At 63.9% G+C, this 18,226-nt stretch carries 16 protein-coding genes and 2 tRNA genes; 15 read left to right on the top strand and 3 right to left on the bottom strand.

The window, feature by feature from the left end:
- Positions 1-58: 58 nt before the first annotated feature.
- Together NDN16_RS07805 and NDN16_RS07800 are read right to left on the bottom strand one after the other, a co-directional pair.
- Positions 59-1,579 (bottom strand): tripartite tricarboxylate transporter permease, encoded by a 1,521-nt coding sequence (locus NDN16_RS07805; protein ID WP_251113068.1) that lies wholly within the window; start codon positions 1,577-1,579, stop codon positions 59-61.
- The gene (locus NDN16_RS07800; RefSeq protein WP_353050204.1) at positions 1,579-2,106 is read right to left on the bottom strand and encodes a tripartite tricarboxylate transporter TctB family protein; all 528 of its coding nucleotides are present in this window, start codon (positions 2,104-2,106) and stop codon (positions 1,579-1,581) included. Before NDN16_RS07800 ends, NDN16_RS07805 begins: the two co-directional genes overlap by 1 nt.
- A 163-nt stretch (positions 2,107-2,269) precedes the next feature.
- On the opposite strand from NDN16_RS07800, the gene NDN16_RS07795 reads away from it, so the two are divergent.
- The 4 genes from NDN16_RS07795 to hupB all read left to right on the top strand — a co-directional run bounded on the left by NDN16_RS07795 (position 2,270) and on the right by hupB (position 7,510).
- Positions 2,270-2,908, top strand: coding sequence for an ATP-dependent Clp protease proteolytic subunit (locus NDN16_RS07795; protein WP_251113066.1), 639 nt, complete (start codon positions 2,270-2,272; stop codon positions 2,906-2,908).
- Between the two features lie 211 nt (positions 2,909-3,119).
- Positions 3,120-4,388 (top strand): ATP-dependent Clp protease ATP-binding subunit ClpX, encoded by a 1,269-nt coding sequence (clpX, locus tag NDN16_RS07790; RefSeq protein WP_251113065.1) that lies wholly within the window; start codon positions 3,120-3,122, stop codon positions 4,386-4,388.
- Between the two features lie 254 nt (positions 4,389-4,642).
- Positions 4,643-7,063 carry an endopeptidase La gene (lon, locus tag NDN16_RS07785; protein ID WP_251113064.1) on the top strand — a complete coding sequence of 807 codons (2,421 nt, stop codon included), beginning with the start codon at positions 4,643-4,645 and terminating at the stop codon, positions 7,061-7,063.
- A 168-nt stretch (positions 7,064-7,231) separates the two neighbouring features.
- Positions 7,232-7,510, top strand: coding sequence for a DNA-binding protein HupB (gene hupB, locus NDN16_RS07780; RefSeq protein ID WP_039190084.1), 279 nt, complete (start codon positions 7,232-7,234; stop codon positions 7,508-7,510).
- A gap of 465 nt (positions 7,511-7,975) precedes the next feature.
- On the opposite strand, the gene NDN16_RS07775 is transcribed toward hupB, so the two are convergent.
- Positions 7,976-8,051 (bottom strand) — tRNA-Val (locus NDN16_RS07775).
- A gap of 275 nt (positions 8,052-8,326) precedes the next feature.
- Between NDN16_RS07775 and NDN16_RS07770 the strand changes: the two genes are divergently transcribed.
- The 11 genes from NDN16_RS07770 to nuoI all read left to right on the top strand — a co-directional run bounded on the left by NDN16_RS07770 (position 8,327) and on the right by nuoI (position 18,194).
- Positions 8,327-8,403: transfer RNA gene (locus NDN16_RS07770), tRNA-Asp, on the top strand.
- Positions 8,404-8,687: 284 nt separating this feature from the next.
- Positions 8,688-9,053, top strand: a complete 366-nt coding sequence (locus NDN16_RS07765; protein WP_251113063.1) for an NADH-quinone oxidoreductase subunit A — start codon at positions 8,688-8,690, stop codon at positions 9,051-9,053.
- Positions 9,023-9,601, top strand: coding sequence for a NuoB/complex I 20 kDa subunit family protein (locus tag NDN16_RS07760; RefSeq protein ID WP_251113062.1), 579 nt, complete (start codon positions 9,023-9,025; stop codon positions 9,599-9,601). Before NDN16_RS07765 ends, NDN16_RS07760 begins: the two co-directional genes overlap by 31 nt.
- A gap of 12 nt (positions 9,602-9,613) precedes the next feature.
- Positions 9,614-10,204, top strand: a complete 591-nt coding sequence (locus NDN16_RS07755) for an NADH-quinone oxidoreductase subunit C (protein WP_251113061.1) — start codon at positions 9,614-9,616, stop codon at positions 10,202-10,204.
- Between the two features lies 1 nt (position 10,205).
- Positions 10,206-10,649, top strand: a complete 444-nt coding sequence (locus NDN16_RS07750; protein WP_251113060.1) for a GFA family protein — start codon at positions 10,206-10,208, stop codon at positions 10,647-10,649.
- Between the two features lies 1 nt (position 10,650).
- Positions 10,651-11,841, top strand: a complete 1,191-nt coding sequence (locus NDN16_RS07745) for an NADH-quinone oxidoreductase subunit D (RefSeq protein ID WP_251113059.1) — start codon at positions 10,651-10,653, stop codon at positions 11,839-11,841.
- A gap of 143 nt (positions 11,842-11,984) precedes the next feature.
- Entirely contained in the window at positions 11,985-13,175 is a 1,191-nt protein-coding gene (gene nuoE / locus NDN16_RS07740) for an NADH-quinone oxidoreductase subunit NuoE (RefSeq protein WP_251113058.1), read from the top strand.
- Between the two features lie 10 nt (positions 13,176-13,185).
- Complete coding sequence (nuoF, locus tag NDN16_RS07735) at positions 13,186-14,493, top strand: NADH-quinone oxidoreductase subunit NuoF (protein WP_251113057.1); 1,308 nt, start codon at positions 13,186-13,188, stop codon at positions 14,491-14,493.
- Positions 14,494-14,567: 74 nt separating this feature from the next.
- Positions 14,568-16,646 carry an NADH-quinone oxidoreductase subunit NuoG gene (gene nuoG, locus NDN16_RS07730; RefSeq protein WP_251113056.1) on the top strand — a complete coding sequence of 693 codons (2,079 nt, stop codon included), beginning with the start codon at positions 14,568-14,570 and terminating at the stop codon, positions 16,644-16,646.
- Positions 16,647-16,659: 13 nt separating this feature from the next.
- Positions 16,660-17,706 carry an NADH-quinone oxidoreductase subunit NuoH gene (gene nuoH, locus NDN16_RS07725; protein ID WP_251113055.1) on the top strand — a complete coding sequence of 349 codons (1,047 nt, stop codon included), beginning with the start codon at positions 16,660-16,662 and terminating at the stop codon, positions 17,704-17,706.
- Entirely contained in the window at positions 17,703-18,194 is a 492-nt protein-coding gene (gene nuoI / locus NDN16_RS07720; RefSeq protein WP_251113054.1) for an NADH-quinone oxidoreductase subunit NuoI, read from the top strand. Before nuoH ends, nuoI begins: the two co-directional genes overlap by 4 nt.
- Positions 18,195-18,226: the final 32 nt, after the last annotated feature.

The following is an 18,226-nucleotide window of genomic DNA, read 5'->3' as shown; positions in this document are numbered from 1 at the left end:
ATACACGAAGGGCCGCTTCGGAAACGAAGCGGCCCTTTTCATGTCTGCCGGTATGGCCTCAGGCCTCGGCCGCCTGCAGCCGGCGCTCGCGGCGATAGACGGAATAGGCCGCCCATGCGCTCCAGATGAGGATAAGCGCGGTGATGGCCAGGACCGTGCCGCTGATCGGCCGCTCGACGAAGGTCATCAGGTTCCCCCGCGAGATCAGCATGGCGCGGCGGAAATGCTCTTCCATCAGGGGCCCCAGGACGAAGCCCAGCAGCAACGGGGCCGTCGGCAGGTCCAGAAGCCGCATGAGGTAGCCGAGGCCGCCGAAGAAGACGACCAGCCAGACGTCGAACGGGTTGTTGTTCACCGTGTAGACGCCGATGCAGATGAACATCAGCACGGCCGGGTACAGCAGGTGGTAGGGGATCAGCAGCAGCCGGACCCATAGTCCGATCAGCGGCACGTTCAGCACCACCAGCAGGAGGTTGCCGATCCAGAAGCTCATGATGAGGCCCCAGAACAGGCTGGCCTGCTCGGTCATCAGTTGCGGCCCGGGCGCGATGCCGTGGATGATGAGCGCACCCAGCATCAGCGCCATTGTGGGGCTGCCGGGAATGCCAAGCGCGAGCGTCGGGATGAAGGAGGTCTGGTCGGCGGAGTTATTGGCCGATTCGGGCGCCATGATACCCTCGATCGCGCCCTTGCCGAAACGCGACCTGTCCTTCGCCACCCGCTTCTCCACGGCGTAGGCCATGAAGGCGGCGACCGATGGGCCGGTGCCCGGCAAGGTCCCGAAGAAGGAGCCGATGCCGGTGCCGCGCGCCATCGGGCCGATGGAGCGGCGCAGATCGTCCTTCGTGGGCTTCATGGCCTTCAGGGTCACGCTGGAGCGGTCGATGGCATTGGCCGACACGTTGCGGATTCCGACGATGATCTCCGATACGCCGAACAGGCCCATCGCCAGCGCGACGAGGCTGATGCCGTCGGCGAGTTCGAGCCAGCCGAAGGTGAAGCGCTGGCCGCCGGAATAGATGTCCATGCCGACGCAGCCGAATGCGATGCCGAGGACCACCATGGCCAGCCCCTTGATGGCCGAGCCGTCCGAAATGGTCGAGGCGGCGACGAGGCCCAGCACCATGAGCGCGAAGTAATCGGCCGATCCGAAGGAGAGGGCATAGGCCGCGATGGTTGGCGCGAACAGCATCATCAGGATGATGCCTATGGTTCCGCCGACGAAGGAGGCGACCGTCGTCATCAGCAGCGCGACGCCGCCGCGCCCCTGCTTGGTCATCGGGTACCCGTCGAGGCAGGTGACGGCGTTCGCCGGCGTGCCGGGGATGTTCAGCAGGATGGAGGCCGTGTTGCCGCCATAGCTCGTCCCGTACCAGATGCCGGCAAGCATGATCAGCGCCGCGGTCGCATCCAGATGGAAGGTGATGGGAAACAGCATCGAGATTGCTGCGAGCGCGCCGAGGCCGGGGATGACACCGACGACGGTGCCCAGGAAGACGCCGACGAAGCAGTAGAAGAGGTTGTTGAGGCTGAGGGCCGTGGACAGGCCCAGGGCGATATTGCCGTATAGCTGGTCCATCAGTGCGGCCACCGCGCCATGGTGAGCGGCAGGCCCAGGCCGGCCTTGAAGATCAGCCAGGCCAGGGTCGCCATCACGACGATGCTCGCCAGGATGGACACCGGACGGAAGGTGCGCTCGGCAAGCGTGGCGACGACGACGAGCGCGGCGATGGCCGGAATGAGGCCATAGGGCCGGATGAGCATCGCGAAGGCCGCGATGCTGGCCAGCACCGCCAGGGTGGAACGGATCTCGATATCCTCGAACGTGCCCTGCCGGAAACAGGCCGGTATCATGATGGCGACGCCGAACAGCGCCAGTATGATGCCGATGGCGACGGGGAACATGCCCGGGCCCATCCGGCGCACGCTGCCGAGGTCCAGCGTGCCCTGCGCATAGAGCGCGATCCACACGCCCGCCGCCAACAGCAGCGCACCTCCGATAATGTCTCGATAGTCTCGCGACAGCAATATCGCCTCCCTTATTGCCTGTTCGAATGCGCCTTGCTGCCGAATTGCCGCCGGCCAGTCCAACCCGGCGGCGATCACGACTATTCACAAGGTCGTCAGGACAGGCCCCCGTGCGGGGGGTGGGGCGTCTTGCACAAGGTGCGGCTTCGGCCCTATCTACAGGAGGAGACGCCCCCGTCGTGATTCTGGCTTACCGGTCATGATCGCCGGGAGGCGGCAACGTAGACGGAAGCCAAATTTCATGAAGCATCCACTCGAAACCGCGCTGAACCTGGTACCGATGGTGGTCGAGCAGACCAATCGCGGCGAACGGGCCTATGACATTTTCTCCCGTCTCCTTAAGGAGCGCATCATCTTCGTGACCGGCCCCATCGAGGATTCGATGGCCACGCTGATCTGCGCGCAGCTCCTTTTCCTCGAGGCGGAAAACCCCAAGAAGGAAATCGCCCTCTACATCAATTCGCCCGGCGGGGTGGTGACGAGCGGCATGGCCATCTACGATACGATGCAGTTCATCAAGCCGGCCGTATCGACGCTGTGCGTCGGGCAGGCTGCCTCGATGGGCTCGCTTCTTCTGTGCGCGGGCCACAAGGACATGCGGTTCGCGACGCCCAACGCGCGTATCATGGTGCATCAGCCCTCGGGCGGCTTCTCGGGCCAGGCTTCGGATATCGAACGCCATGCCCAGGACATCATCAAGCTGAAGCGTCGCCTCAACGAGGTTTACGTCGAGCATACGGGCCAGGACTACGAAACCATTGAACGCACGCTCGACCGTGACCATTTCATGACGGCGGAGGAAGCCCAGTCCTTCGGCCTCATCGACAAGGTCTACTCGTCGCGCGATGCGCTCGAAGCCGCGCTTTCCAGCGGGCAGTGACGGCGTCGGCCGCGGCGGCGCGACACGAAGCAAGTGTCGGTCAAGCTGCCGCGGCTAACGTGGGTTCGAGCAAAACTGTCACATTCGCCCATTGGAATGCGGATTGGGCCCGAAGGTCATATTGTGGGCGCCCGGCTAAGCGAATAGCTTTTCCGTGCAGCCCACCGGCGGAACCGCCGCAAAGGCGGTTCCCGAGCGGAAGGAACGGAACATGAGCAAGATCAGCGGCGGCGACTCCAAGAACACGCTCTATTGCTCTTTCTGCGGAAAGAGCCAGCATGAGGTCCGCAAGCTGATTGCGGGGCCGACGGTCTTCATCTGCGACGAATGCGTCGAGCTGTGCATGGACATCATCCGGGAAGAGAACAAGTCTTCCATGGTGAAGTCGCGGGAGGGCGTGCCCACCCCGCAGGAGATCATCGCGGTTCTGGACGATTACGTGATCGGCCAGTCCTTCGCGAAGAAGGTCCTGTCTGTCGCGGTGCACAACCACTACAAGCGGCTGGCCCATGCGGCCAAGAACAACGATGTCGAGCTGGCCAAGTCGAACATCCTCCTGATCGGCCCCACCGGCTGCGGCAAGACGTTGCTTGCCCAGACGCTGGCCCGCATCCTGGATGTCCCCTTCACCATGGCCGACGCCACCACGCTGACGGAAGCCGGCTATGTGGGCGAGGATGTCGAGAACATCATCCTCAAGCTGCTGCAGTCGGCCGACTACAATGTCGAGCGGGCGCAGCGCGGCATCGTGTACATCGACGAGATCGACAAGATCAGCCGCAAATCCGACAACCCGTCCATCACGCGCGACGTGTCGGGCGAGGGCGTCCAGCAGGCCCTCCTGAAGATCATGGAAGGAACGGTCGCGTCCGTGCCGCCGCAGGGCGGCCGCAAGCATCCGCAGCAGGAATTCCTTCAGGTCGATACCGCGAACATCCTGTTCATCTGCGGCGGCGCCTTCGCCGGGCTGGATCGCATCATTTCGGACCGGGGCCGCAAGACGTCGATCGGATTCGGCGCCAACGTCCTGTCGCCGGAAGACAGGCGCACGGGCGAATTGTTCCGCCAGGTCGAGCCGGAGGATCTCCTCAAATTCGGCCTCATCCCCGAATTCGTCGGCCGTCTGCCGGTTCTGGCAACGCTCGAGGATCTCGACGAGGTCGCTCTCGTGCAGATCCTGGTGCAGCCGAAGAACGCGCTGGTGAAGCAGTATCAGCGGCTGTTCGAGATGGAGAATGTCGAGCTGTCGTTCCACGAGGATGCCTTGAAGGCGATCGCCCGCAAGGCCATCGAGCGCAAGACAGGCGCGCGCGGCCTGCGGTCCATCATGGAAGCCATGCTGCTGGACACGATGTTCGACCTGCCGACGCTGGAAGGCGTCCAGGAAGTCGTCATCTCGGAGGATGTCATCGAGGGCAACGCCCGGCCCCTGTACATCTACGCGGACCGTAAGGACGAGAAGGAGAACGTCAGCGCCTGACGCAGACGTTTGCGGCGTCCGCGGCCCGCAAGGGATAGCGGCGCCTTCTTATCCGACAGGCCCGCGTCGCACCCAGCGGCGCGGGCCTGTCGCGTTTCCTGCCCCGGCGACGGGCGTTTTTGCAAGGCAGCATGACGCTTGAATGTCGGTTGGTTTGAGACCACATTGAGATTGGTAGTGGGCGGCGCGCCGGGTGCTTGAACGAAGGCCCGGCAGGCTGGCCCAAGGCGGCTTCGCCGCAGAAAGGATAGTTGATGTCCATCGATCAAACGGTACAAGCCGGCTCTCCCGAGACCCTGTACCCGGTGCTCCCCTTGCGGGACATCGTCGTATTCCCGCATATGATCGTGCCGCTGTTCGTGGGGCGCGAGAAATCCATCAAGGCTCTCGAGGAGGTGATGGGTGCGGACAAGCAGATCCTGCTGGCGACGCAGCGTAACGCCACCGACGAGGATCCGGCGCCCGACGCCATCTACGAGATCGGTACGCTTGCCAACGTGTTGCAACTGCTGAAGCTGCCCGACGGGACCGTCAAGGTGCTGGTGGAAGGGATTTCGCGCGCGCATATCGACCGCTTCACCGACCGTGCCGAGTGGCACGAGGCGGTGGCCAGCATCGTGCCGCCTCGCGCGGAAGATCCGGTCGAGATCGAGGCGCTGGCGCGCTCGGTGATCTCGGAGTTCGAAAATTACGTAAAGCTCAACAAGAAGATTTCGCCCGAAGTCGTTGGCGCGGCAGGGCAGATCGACGATTATTCCAAGCTGGCCGATACGGTCGCCTCGCATCTGGCGATCAAGATTTCCGAAAAGCAGGAGATGCTGACCCTGGTCGGGACGCGCGAGCGGCTCGAAAAGGCGCTGGCCTTCATGGAGTCGGAGATTTCCGTCCTGCAGGTGGAGAAGCGCATCCGTTCCCGCGTCAAGCGGCAGATGGAGAAGACGCAGCGCGAGTACTATCTGAACGAGCAGATGAAGGCCATCCAGAAGGAGCTCGGCGACGGCGAGGAAGGCCGCGACGAGATGGCCGAGATCGAGGAGCGCATCAAGAAGACGCGCCTTTCGAAGGAGGCCAAGGAGAAGGCCAATGCCGAGCTGAAGAAGCTTCGGCAGATGAGCCCGATGTCGGCCGAGGCGACGGTGGTCCGCAATTACCTGGACTGGCTGCTGGGCCTGCCCTGGGGCAAGTTCTCGCGCGCCAAGATCGACCTGAAGAAGGCCGAGGCGTTGCTGGATGCCGAGCATTACGGCCTCGACAAGGTCAAGGAGCGCATCGTCGAGTATCTTGCGGTGCAGAGCCGCCAGTCCAAGCTGAAGGGTCCGATCCTTTGCCTCGTCGGACCTCCGGGCGTGGGCAAGACGTCTCTTGCCAAGTCCATCGCCAAGGCGACGGGCCGGGAATACGTGCGCGTAGCGTTGGGCGGCGTCCGCGACGAAGCGGAAATCCGCGGCCACAGGCGCACCTATATCGGCTCCATGCCCGGCAAGGTCGTGCAGTCGATGAAGAAAGCCAAGAAGGCCAATCCGCTGTTCCTGCTCGACGAGATCGACAAGCTGGGCCAGGACTATCGGGGCGATCCTTCCTCGGCGCTTCTCGAGGTGCTGGACCCGGAGCAGAACTCGACCTTCATGGACCATTATCTCGAGGTCGAGTTCGACCTTTCGTCCGTGATGTTCGTGACCACGGCCAACACGCTGAACATCCCCGGGCCGCTGATGGACCGGATGGAGATCATCCGCATCGCGGGTTACACCGAGGACGAGAAGGTGGAGATCGCCAAGCGGCATCTGCTGCCCAAGGCCATCCGTGACCATGCCCTGCAGCCGAACGAGTTTTCGGTCGGCGACGACGCCCTGCGCGAGATCGCCCGCCGCTACACGCGTGAAGCCGGCGTACGCTCATACGAGCGTGAGGTCATGACGCTCGCCCGCAAGGCGGTGACGCTGATCCTGAAGGGCGAAACCAAGCGAGTGGACGTGACGGCCGAGAACATCTCCGACTATCTCGGCGTGCCGCGTTATCGTTATGGCGAGGTGGAGGCCGACGACCAGGTCGGCGTCGTGACCGGTCTGGCCTGGACGGAGGTCGGCGGAGAGCTGCTGACCATCGAAGGCGTCATGATGCCGGGCAAGGGCCGCATGACCGTGACGGGCAATCTGCGCGACGTGATGAAGGAATCGATCTCCGCTGCCGCATCCTACGTGCGCAGCCGTGCGGTCGATTATGGGATCGAGCCGCCGCTCTTCGACCGCCGGGATATCCACGTGCACGTGCCGGAAGGCGCGACGCCCAAGGACGGACCCTCGGCGGGCGTGGCGATGGCGACGTCCATCATCTCGGTCATGACGGGCATTCCGGTGCGCCGGGATATCGCCATGACGGGCGAGATCACGCTGCGCGGTCGCGTGCTTCCGATCGGCGGGCTCAAGGAAAAGCTGCTTGCCGCGCTACGGGGCGGGATCAAGAAGGTCCTGATCCCGGAGGACAATGCCAAGGATCTGGTCGATATTCCGGACAATGTGAAGAACAATCTGGAGATCGTGCCGGTGTCCCGCATCGGCGAGGTGCTCAAGCATGCGCTGGTTCGTCAGCCCGAACCGATCGATTGGGATGAGTCGGCGCACCCGCTTCCTGCGGTCGACAATGCCGACGATACGGCCGTGACGACGGCCCACTAGGCCGCATTTGCGACACAAAGTGGAAAAATGCCGCCTTCGGGCGGCATTTTTTGTGCGGAAAGGCCAGTTTTGCGGGCTTTCGGGGCTTGCAGAGCTTGAATGATGGGGCGCTTTTGACCATCGTCTGCACCCAACCGGTGCGGTGCGCCGTAGTCAGGAGGATAACTGATGAACAAGAATGAACTCGTTTCGGCCGTGGCTGAAAAGGCCGGTCTCAGCAAGGCACAGGCGACCGAAGCGGTCGACGCCGTCTTCACCTCGATCGAGGGTGCGCTCTCGGGCGGTGACGACCTGCGTCTCGTCGGCTTCGGCACCTTCTCGGTTTCGCGTCGCGAGGCCAGCAAGGGTCGCAACCCGTCGACGGGTGCGGAAGTCGACATTCCGGCACGCAACGTGCCGAAGTTCACGCCCGGCAAGGGCCTGAAGGACGCCGTCAACAAGCGCTAAGCTTCAGGCAGACAGGTTTGCCGGTCCTCGAGGCCGGCCAAAAGGGGTGGGCGCCTTCTGTGTCCACCCCTTTTTCATGGCCGTTTTCCAATATTGCCGGACTCGGTCCCGGCCGATTTTCGGTGTCGGATGGCGTCGCTCCACTGGGAGGTGAAGCGATGGCTCTGGTGACGGCTACGGGTTCGGCATTCGGCTTCGGCCTGGCGACATGGCTCTGCATGGTCTGGCAAAGCCGATACGTGGCCGTCACCGGACTCATGCTCGCAACGCTCCTGGGCGGGCTGCTCGCCTATTGCGCCGCAATTCTGACCTACTGGCTCACCCCCTTGGGCGATGCCGAGGTCATGCAACTCTTCCATCTGTCCGTCATGTCCGCAATGGCGGGCGCCGTACCGGGCGCCGCGTACGGAAAGGCCATCGGCCGCAGGCTCGGTCGAAAGATGCGCGCTTCAGATGCAGGGGGAATGGTGGGCGATGAGAGACTCGAACTCCCGACATCCTCGGTGTAAACGAGGCGCTCTACCAACTGAGCTAATCGCCCGCGCGCCATGTCGAGGCCGCGTCTGGAGCGACTGCCTACCGGTTCGTCCCCTGATTTGCAAGCCGATCTTTTCAGGGCGCTGAACGGCGCAGGACGATTCGTGCGCCTGCATCGATTCGCCGGAGGCGAGCGTATCGACGGCCGGTCCTAAGTCATTGAAATGGCGTCTTCGACGGAAGAAAGTTTCGAACGGTTCGCGATCTGCTTGACAGGGGGGCGGGGCTCCCTTAAACGACCGCTCACGCCGCCGACGCAAGCAGTCGCCGGCGCCAAGCGCGGGTGTAGCTCAGTCGGTTAGAGTGCCGGCCTGTCACGCCGGAGGTCGCGGGTTCGAGCCCCGTCACTCGCGCCATTCTCTCCTGTAATGATCTCCAGAAATTTTACGACGACGATCGCGATGCATCGCAAAACGAGGACTCGTCATGGGCTTCGTCGCATCGATCCAAAAGCTTGATGACGCGGTCACTTGCGTGAAGTTTAGGAAGGGTCTAATCGTCCGCCATCGCGCTGCGGTGCGGGATCGACCAGGCGGTTGAATCGGCATCGTATCCGCATATGTCAGACGTCAGCGTCGAAATGCTTGTGTCGTAACGGAGCCTGGGCTCCATACGGTCGCGGTTCGGAAGGTTGATCCCGTTGAACGAACTTCTCGCCTCTTATCTGCCGATCGTCATCTTCGTGGGCGTGGCGCTGTTGATCGGCGTCGCCTTGCTGGTGTCGCCGTTCCTGCTGGCCTTCAAGGCCCCGGACGACGAAAAGCTGTCCGCCTACGAGTGCGGTTTCAACGCCTTCGACGACTCGCGCATGAAGTTCGACGTCCGCTTCTATCTGGTGTCGATCCTGTTCATCATCTTCGACCTGGAAGTCGCCTTCCTGTTTCCCTGGGCGGCCACGTTCGGAGATCTCGGCTGGGCCGGCTTCTGGTCCATGATGGTGTTCCTCGGCGTGCTGACGGTCGGTTTTGTCTATGAATGGAAGAAAGGCGCCCTCGAATGGGATTGAACGACAGTTCCTCCGGCGTTCTCGATCGGTCCAACCTGACCGTCGCCCCGGCGTCCGACCCTTTCGTGACGGACGTCAACAACGAGCTTGCGGACAAGGGTTTCCTCGTCACCTCGACGGAAGACCTCATCCAGTGGGCGCGAACCGGATCCCTCATGTGGATGACGTTCGGCCTTGCCTGCTGCGCCGTCGAGATGATGCAGATGTCGATGCCGCGCTATGACGCCGAGCGGTTCGGCTTCGCGCCGCGCGCCAGTCCCCGCCAGTCGGACGTGATGATCGTGGCAGGCACGCTGACCAACAAGATGGCCCCGGCGCTGCGCAAGGTCTACGACCAGATGCCCGAGCCGCGCTACGTGATCTCCATGGGGTCCTGCGCCAACGGCGGCGGCTACTACCACTATTCCTATTCGGTGGTCCGTGGCTGCGACCGCGTGGTGCCCGTGGATATCTACGTTCCCGGTTGCCCGCCGACGGCCGAGGCCCTGCTGTACGGGGTGCTGCTGCTGCAGAAGAAAATCCGCCGTACCGGCACGATCGAGCGTTGAGGGTCAGGACTAATGGAAGAACTGGCCCAATATCTCACGGAATCGCAGATCGGCGGCAAGATCGTCGAAAGCAAGGTCGCCTTCGGGGAACTGACGTTGCGGGTCGCCCCCGCAGACATCGTCTCCGTGCTCACCTTCCTCCGCGACGATCCGTCCTGCCTGTTCAAGAACTTTACCGATATCTGCGGTGTGGATTACCCGCAGCGCGCCGAGCGGTTCGAGGTCGTCTATCATCTCCTCTCGCCGCGGCATAACCAGCGCATACGCGTCAAGCTGCGCCTGGAGGAAGACGAATCCGTGCCGTCGGCGACCGGCGTGTTCCCCGGCGCCGACTGGTACGAGCGCGAAGCCTTCGACATGTACGGCATCCTGTTTTCGGGCCATCCGGACCTGCGCCGCCTGCTGACGGACTACGGGTTCGAGGGCCATCCGCTGCGCAAGGACTTTCCGCTGACCGGCTTCGTCGAGGTGCATTACGACGAAGAGTTGAAGCGTGTGGTCTACGAGCCGGTCGAGTTGCGCCAGGAGTTCCGCAACTTCGACTTCCTGTCTCCCTGGGAAGGGCCGGAATACGTCCTGCCCGGCGACGAGAAGGCGAACTGACATGAGCGAGTCTGCCTCCAACCCCCTGGCGCTGACGGGGCGCTGCCTGTGCGGCGCGGTACGATTCACCGCGACGCCTCGCAAGCCCGAGATGGATGTCTGCCATTGCAGCATGTGCCGGACGTGGACAGGCGGCGTCTTCATGGCCGTTCCGTGCGGCGACAGCGTGTCGGTGGAGGACGAGTCGTCCCTGAAGGCGTTCGCGTCGTCGCAGTGGGGCGAGCGCGTCTTCTGCGCCGATTGCGGGACGAGCCTGTTTTGGCGCCTGCGCGATGGCGGCGAGACGATGGTGTCGGTGCACGCATTCGAAGACATCGCCTCGTTCAGCTTCACCGAAGAGATCTTCATCGACGAGAAGCCGGCGCTCTACGACTTCCGTAACGACACGCGCAAACTCACCGGGGCCGAAGTGATGGCCGCCTTCGCGGCGGGTCAGGGATCGTAACATGGCTGAGATCGACGTCAGAAACTTCAATATCAATTTCGGGCCGCAGCATCCTGCCGCGCACGGCGTGCTGCGCCTCGTGCTGGAGCTCGACGGGGAGGTCGTCGAGCGGGTCGATCCGCATATCGGCCTCTTGCATCGCGGTACCGAAAAGCTGATCGAAACGAAGACATACCTGCAGGCGATTCCCTATTTCGACCGGCTCGACTATGTCGCGCCGATGAATCAGGAGCATGCCTTCTGCCTTGCCGTGGAGCGGCTGGCCGGCGTCTCGGTGCCGACGCGCGGACAGTTGATCCGCGTTCTCTACAGCGAGATCGGGCGCATCCTTTCGCATCTTCTCAACGTGACCACCCAGGCCATGGACGTCGGCGCGCTGACGCCCCCGCTCTGGGGCTTCGAGGAGCGCGAGAAGCTGATGGTCTTCTATGAGAGGGCCTGCGGCGCGCGCCTCCATGCAGCCTATTTCAGGCCCGGCGGCGTCCATCAGGACCTTCCGCCCGAGCTGGTGGACGACATCGGAGCCTGGTGCGATCCGTTCCTCAAGCGCGTCGACGACATCGACGAACTGTTGACCGGCAACCGCATCTTCAAGCAGCGCAATGTCGATATCGGCGTCGTCGATCTCGACGATGCATGGGCGCTCGGCTTCTCGGGGGTCATGGTGCGCGGATCGGGCGCGGCGTGGGATCTGCGCAAGAGCCAGCCGTACGAATGCTACGACGAGATGGATTTCGACATCCCCATCGGCAAGAACGGGGATTGCTACGACCGTTATCTCATCCGCATGGAAGAGATGCGCCAATCCACCTACATCATGAAGCAGTGCATCGAGCGCCTAGCCGGCCGCGACCGCGTCGGTCCGGTATCGGCGGTGGACGGCAAGCTGGTGCCGCCCAAGCGCGGCGAGATGAAGCGTTCGATGGAGGCGCTCATCCATCACTTCAAGCTCTATACCGAGGGTTTCCACGTCCCCGAGGGCGAGGTTTTCGCCGCCGTCGAGGCACCCAAGGGCGAGTTCGGCGTCTATCTCGTGGCGGACGGAACCAACAAGCCCTATCGCTGCAAGATCAAGGCTCCGGGATTCTCGCACCTGCAGGCGATGGATTTCCTGTGCCGCAAGCACATGCTGGCCGACGTATCGGCCATTCTGGGCTCGTGCGATATCGTCTTCGGCGAGGTCGATCGCTGAAAGGTTCGCCGACCGCCGCGCGGTTTGCGCGGCGGCCTGTTTTCATACCCGGCCATGCGGTCTCGACCGCTGGCGTTTTGCGCGTTCTATGATAGAACGCGCCGCAACATGGAACGTTGTAACCGTTCTGAAGTAGAGGTCCGATGTCCGTCAGGCGTCTCGCGGAAGATTCCGTCCAACCCCAGAGTTTCTCCTTCTCCAGCGAGAACGAGGGCTGGGCGGAAAAAACGATCCGCAAGTATCCCGAAGGCCGGCAGCAGTCGGCGGTGATTCCGCTGCTGATGCGCGCGCAGGAGCAGGAAGGCTGGGTCACCAAGGCCGCGATCGAGCATGTCGCCGGCAGGCTCTCGATGCCGCTGATCCGGGTTCTCGAGGTTGCGACCTTCTATACCCAGTTCCAGTTGGCGCCCGTCGGCACGCGGGCGCATATCCAGGTCTGCGGCACGACGCCCTGCATGTTGCGCGGATCCGACGCGCTGAAGGACGTCTGCAAGCGCCGGATCCACCCCGACCAGTTCCACGCCAATGAAGACGGCACCCTGTCCTGGGAAGAGGTCGAGTGCCTCGGCGCCTGCGTCAACGCTCCGATGGTCATGATCTTCAAGGATACCTATGAAGATCTGACGCCCGAGCGGCTCGAAGAGATCATCGACGCCTTCGCGGCCGGCGAGGGGGCTTCGGTTCCGGTCGGCCCCCAGATCGACCGGCATCTGTCTGCGCCGATCGGCGGCGCGACGACGCTCAACACGTTCGACGACAGTGCCGACATCGGGCGCGCCCAGGCGTCCGGGCCCGCTTCCGGATCCTCCGTGACCGGCGAGGCGGCTGGCGTCGCCCCGTCCGAGGCTGCGCGCGTGGACACCTATACGGAAGAGACCGACCCGACCATCAAGGGGCCGGCACCGGATTCTGCCAAGTCCAGCCCGGCGGCCGAGGAGGCCGCGAGCGCCGACCCGGCCACCAATGGCGGCGGCGGCACGACGGGCGGTACGCGGCAGGGCGAAACCGGTGCGGCCCGCAAGGAATCGGATGCCGAGAAGTCGGCCGTCGACGGCGGCGATGCACCGCAAGCCGTGGCCGCTGCCGAAGGGGAGCCCGGCGGGCTCCTGCACGAGGTGCCTGCCGATGCCGACGACCTCAAGGTGCTGAACGGCGTCGGGCCGAAGATCGAGGCCGCACTGAACGAGATCGGCGTGTATCGTCTGAGCCAGGTCGCCGGCTGGACGCAAGCCGAGCTTGCCTGGGTCGACAAGCGGCTCGGGCTCGGCGGGCGGGCCGCGCGTGACGGCTGGGCCGAACAGGCCCGTGCGCGCCTGGCCGAGAAAGGTGAGTGAGGGCTGAACGATGCTGCAGGATCAGGACCGGATCTTCACCAATATCTACGGCTTGCGCGACAAGAGCCTGAAAGGCGCGATGGCGCGCGGGCACTTCGACGGCACCAAGGACATCATCGACAAGGGTCGGGACTGGATCATCAACGAGATGAGGGCCTCCGGCCTTCGCGGCCGGGGCGGCGCGGGCTTCCCCACCGGGTTGAAATGGTCGTTCATGCCCAAGGAGGTGGGCGAGCGTCCGCATTATCTCGTCATCAACGCCGACGAGTCGGAGCCCGGCACCTGCAAGGATCGCGAGATCATGCGGAACGATCCGTTCACGCTGATCGAGGGATGCGTCATCGCAGGCTTCGCGATGGGCGCGCACAAGGCCTACATCTACGTCCGCGGCGAATATATCCGCGAGCGCGAGGCGCTGCAGCTCGCGATCGACGAGTGCTATGACGCCGGACTTCTGGGCCTTGGCAACAAATGCGGATGGGACTTCGACATCGTCGTCCATCATGGCGCCGGCGCCTATATCTGCGGTGAAGAGACCGCGCTTCTCGAAAGCCTCGAGGGCAAGAAGGGCCAGCCGCGGCTGAAGCCGCCTTTCCCTGCCAATATGGGCCTGTACGGGTGCCCCACCACCGTCAACAACGTCGAGTCCGTGGCTGTCGCCCCCACCATCCTGCGGCGCGGCGGGGCGTGGTTCGCCGGCATCGGGCGTCCCAACAATGTCGGCACCAAGCTGTTCATGGTATCGGGCCATGTCGAGCGGCCGTGCACCGTGGAAGAGGCGATGGGCATCACCTTCCGCGAGCTAATCGAAAAGCATGCGGGCGGTATCCGCGGCGGATGGGACAACCTGCTGGCCGTCATTCCGGGCGGCGCGTCCTGCCCCGTGGTGAAGGCAGAGGATATCATAGACTGCCCGATGGATTTCGACGGTCTGCGAGGGGTCAAATCCTCGTTCGGTACGGCCGCCGTCATCGTGATGGACCGCAGCACCGACATCGTGCGGGCCATCGCGCGGCTTTCCTATTTCTTCAAGCACGAAAGCTGCGGCCAGTGCACGCCGTGCCGTGAAGGCACGGGCTGGATGTGGCGGCTGATGGAGCGGATGGTCGTCGGCAACGCGCAGAAGCGCGAGATCGACATGCTGCTCGACATCACCAAGCAGGTGGAAGGCCATACGATCTGTGCGCTCGGCGACGCGGCGGCATGGCCCATCCAGGGCCTGATCCGCAATTTCCGGCCGGAGATCGAGCGGCGGATCGACGAATTCACCCGTAATGCCGAAAGGGGTCCGAGCCCGATCCTTGAAGCGGCTGAGTAGCATGGCGTTTGGGGGCAGCGGTCGCGCGGCCCCGTCGGATTGCCGGCAACGGCTCGGGACTTGAGAAGAAGCAGATGGCAAAGATCAAAGTCGACGGAACGGAAATCGAAGTACCCGACCACTACACGCTGCTGCAGGCGGCGGAAGAGGCGGGTGCGGAAATCCCGCGCTTCTGCTTCCATGAGCGGCTTTCGGTCGCCGGAAATTGCCGCATGTGCCTGGTCGAGGTGAAGGGCGGGCCGCCGAAGCCGGCCGCCTCGTGCGCCATGGGCGTGCGCGACCTGCGCCCCGGGCCGAACGGCGAGACGCCGGAGATCTTCACCAACACGCCGATGGTCAAGAAGGCGCGCGAAGGGGTGATGGAGTTCCTCCTCATCAACCATCCGCTGGATTGCCCGATCTGCGACCAGGGCGGCGAATGCGACCTGCAGGACCAGGCCATGGCCTTCGGCGTCGATGCATCGCGCTATCGCGAAAACAAGCGCGCCGTCGAAGACAAGTATATCGGCCCGCTGGTCAAGACGATCATGACGCGCTGCATCCACTGCACGCGCTGCGTCCGCTTCACCACCGAAGTCGCCGGCATCTCCGAGCTGGGCCTGATCGGCCGTGGCGAGGATGCCGAGATCACCACCTATCTCGAACATGCGATGACGTCGGAGCTGCAGGGCAACGTCATCGACCTGTGCCCGGTGGGTGCGCTCACCTCGCGTCCCTATGCCTTCCAGGCACGCCCATGGGAGCTGACCAAGACCGAGTCGGTCGACGTGATGGACGCCGTCGGTTCCGCCATTCGCGTGGATACGCGGGGCCGCGAGGTGATGCGCATCCTGCCGCGCGCCAATGACGACATCAACGAGGAGTGGATCTCCGACAAGACCCGCTTCATCTGGGACGGCCTGCGCACGCAGCGCCTGGACCGCCCCTATGTCCGCCGCGACGGACGGCTCCAGGCGGTTAGCTGGTCCGAGGCCTTCGCGGCCATCCGCGCAAGGCTGGACGGCGTTCCCGGCGAGCGTGTCGGCGCCATCGCGGGCGATCTCGCCGCCGTCGAAGACATGTGGGCCCTCAAGGGGCTGATGGGCGCTCTCGGCAGCGTCAATATCGACTGCAGGCAGGACGGCGTCGCCCTGGACCCCGCCCATGGCCGCGCGTCGTATGTCTTCAACAGCGGCATCACCGGTATCGAGGAGGCCGACGCGCTCCTGTTGATCGGCGTCAATCCGCGTTTCGAGGCTTCCGTTCTCAACGCGCGCATCCGCAAGCGCTGGAGGCAGGGCAATTTCCCCATCGGCCTGATCGGGCAGAATGCCGATCTGCGCTACGGGGCAGCCTATCTCGGTGCGGGCGTGGACACGCTGACCGGCCTCAAGTCCGACAATGGCGCCTTCTACGACGTCCTGTCCAAGGCCGAGCGGCCGATGATCATCGTCGGTTCCGGCGCCCTGTCGGGCGACAACGGAGCAAGCGTCCTGGCGGCGGCGGCGGCGCTGGCCCGCGACGTCGGCGCCAGCGGCGGCACGTGGGCAGGCTTCAACGTGCTGGCCACGGCAGCTTCGCGGGTCGGTGGCCTGGATATCGGTTTCGTGCCGGGCGAGGGCGGTCGCAAGGCGGCCGAGATGGCGTCCGGCGGCGTCGATATCCTCTTCAACCTCGGCGCCGACGAGATCGACGTGGCGGCAGGCCCCTTCGTCGTCTATATCGGCACGCATGGCGACCGTGGCGCGCACCGCGCCGACGTCATCCTGCCGGCCGCCGCCTACACCGAAAAGTCGGGCACCTACGTCAACCTCGAGGGCCGCGTACAGGTAGGCCAGAGGGCTGCCTTCCCGCCTGGCGATGCGCGCGAGGATTGGGCCATCTTCCGCGCCTTGTCGGCGGTGCTCGGAGTAACGCTGCCATACGACTCCTTGAACGCGCTCCGCGCCGACCTTCATGCGGCGCATCCGCACCTCTCCCGCGAAGAGAAGGTCGCCGCGGACCAGTCGGTCCTGACGAAACTTGCCGAATCTGCGCCGACCAGTCTCGGAGGGGGCGCCTTCACGGCAGCCGTTTCCGATTTCTACCTGACAAATCCGATCGCACGCGCATCCAGGATCATGGCGGAATGCTCCCGCCTTGCTCAGGAAACGCATGTCGAAGCGGCCGAGTAGGACGAGTTAAGTTATGGAATTCTTCGGAACCTATGTCTGGCCGGCCATCGTGATCCTGGCGCAGAGCCTCCTCTTCCTGGTGGTTCTGCTTGTCCTGATCGCCTATATCCTGCTCGCCGACCGTAAGATCTGGGCCGCCGTCCAGATGCGGCGCGGGCCGAACGTCGTCGGGCCCTGGGGCCTGTTCCAGTCCTTCGCGGATCTGCTGAAGTTCGTGCTCAAGGAGCCGATGGTTCCTGCGGCATCCGACAAGATCGTCTTCCTGCTCGCGCCGCTCGTGGCGGTGACACTGGCCCTGGCAACCTTCGCGGTCGTGCCGGTGGCGGAAGGCTGGGTGATCGCCGATATCAATATCGGTATTCTCTACATCTTCGCCATCTCCTCACTCGAGGTCTACGGCGTCATCATGGGCGGCTGGGCGTCCAACTCCAAATACGCGTTTCTGGGCGCGCTGCGCTCGGCCGCGCAGATGGTGTCCTATGAGGTGTCCATCGGCTTCGTCATCGTGACGGTGCTGTTGTGCGTCGGCTCGCTCAACCTGACCGACATCGTCCTGGCGCAGAGCACCGGCGTCGGAACCATGCTGGGCCTGCCCGGCAGCTTCCTCGACTGGCACTGGCTGGCGCTGTTCCCGATGTTCGTCATCTTCTTCATCTCGGCGTTGGCCGAGACGAACCGCCCGCCCTTCGACCTTCCGGAAGCGGAATCCGAACTCGTCGCCGGCTTCATGGTCGAGTACGGTTCCACGCCGTACATGATGTTCATGCTGGGCGAGTATGCCGCCATCACCCTGATGTGCTCGCTGATGACGATCCTCTTCCTTGGCGGCTGGCTGCCTCCGTTCGACTTCGCGCCCTTCACCTGGGTGCCGGGCGTCATCTGGTTCCTGCTCAAGGTCGCCTTCTGCTTCTTCCTCTTCGCGATGGTGAAGGCCTTCGTGCCGCGTTACCGCTACGACCAGCTCATGCGGTTGGGCTGGAAGGTATTCCTGCCGATCTCGCTGGCCTCGGTGGTCGTCGTCGCCTTCGTTCTCCAGGTCACGGGGTGGGCCGCGTCATGAGCGCACTCGCACAGAACATCAAGTCGCTTTTCCTGATCGAGTTCGTGAAGGCCTTCGGCCTTTCGATGCGATATTTCTTCGCGCCCAAGGTGACGCTGAACTATCCGTATGAAAAGGGCCCGGTCAGCGCGCGCTTCCGCGGCGAGCATGCCTTGCGCCGCTATCCCAACGGGGAAGAGCGCTGCATCGCCTGCAAGCTGTGCGAGGCCATCTGCCCCGCCCAGGCCATCACCATCGAGGCCGGCCCGCGCCGCAACGACGGCACGAGGCGCACGGTGCGCTACGACATCGACATGGTGAAGTGCATCTATTGCGGCTTCTGCCAGGAGGCGTGCCCCGTCGACGCCATCGTGGAAGGGCCGAACTTCGAGTTCTCGACCGAAACGCGCGAAGAGCTCTATTACGACAAGGAAAAGCTGCTGGCGAACGGCGACCGCTGGGAGCGGGAGATCGCCCGCAACATCGCCATCGACGCGCCATACCGCTGAGCGGGAAGGGCGGCCCGCCGCCCCTTTCGCGC

It is taken from the genome of Aureimonas altamirensis, assembly GCF_023702225.1.
Lineage (GTDB): Bacteria > Pseudomonadota > Alphaproteobacteria > Rhizobiales > Rhizobiaceae > Aureimonas > Aureimonas altamirensis_B.
The sequence above is the reverse complement of the archived record's forward strand: the minus strand, read 5'-3'. Positions and strand labels throughout refer to the sequence as shown.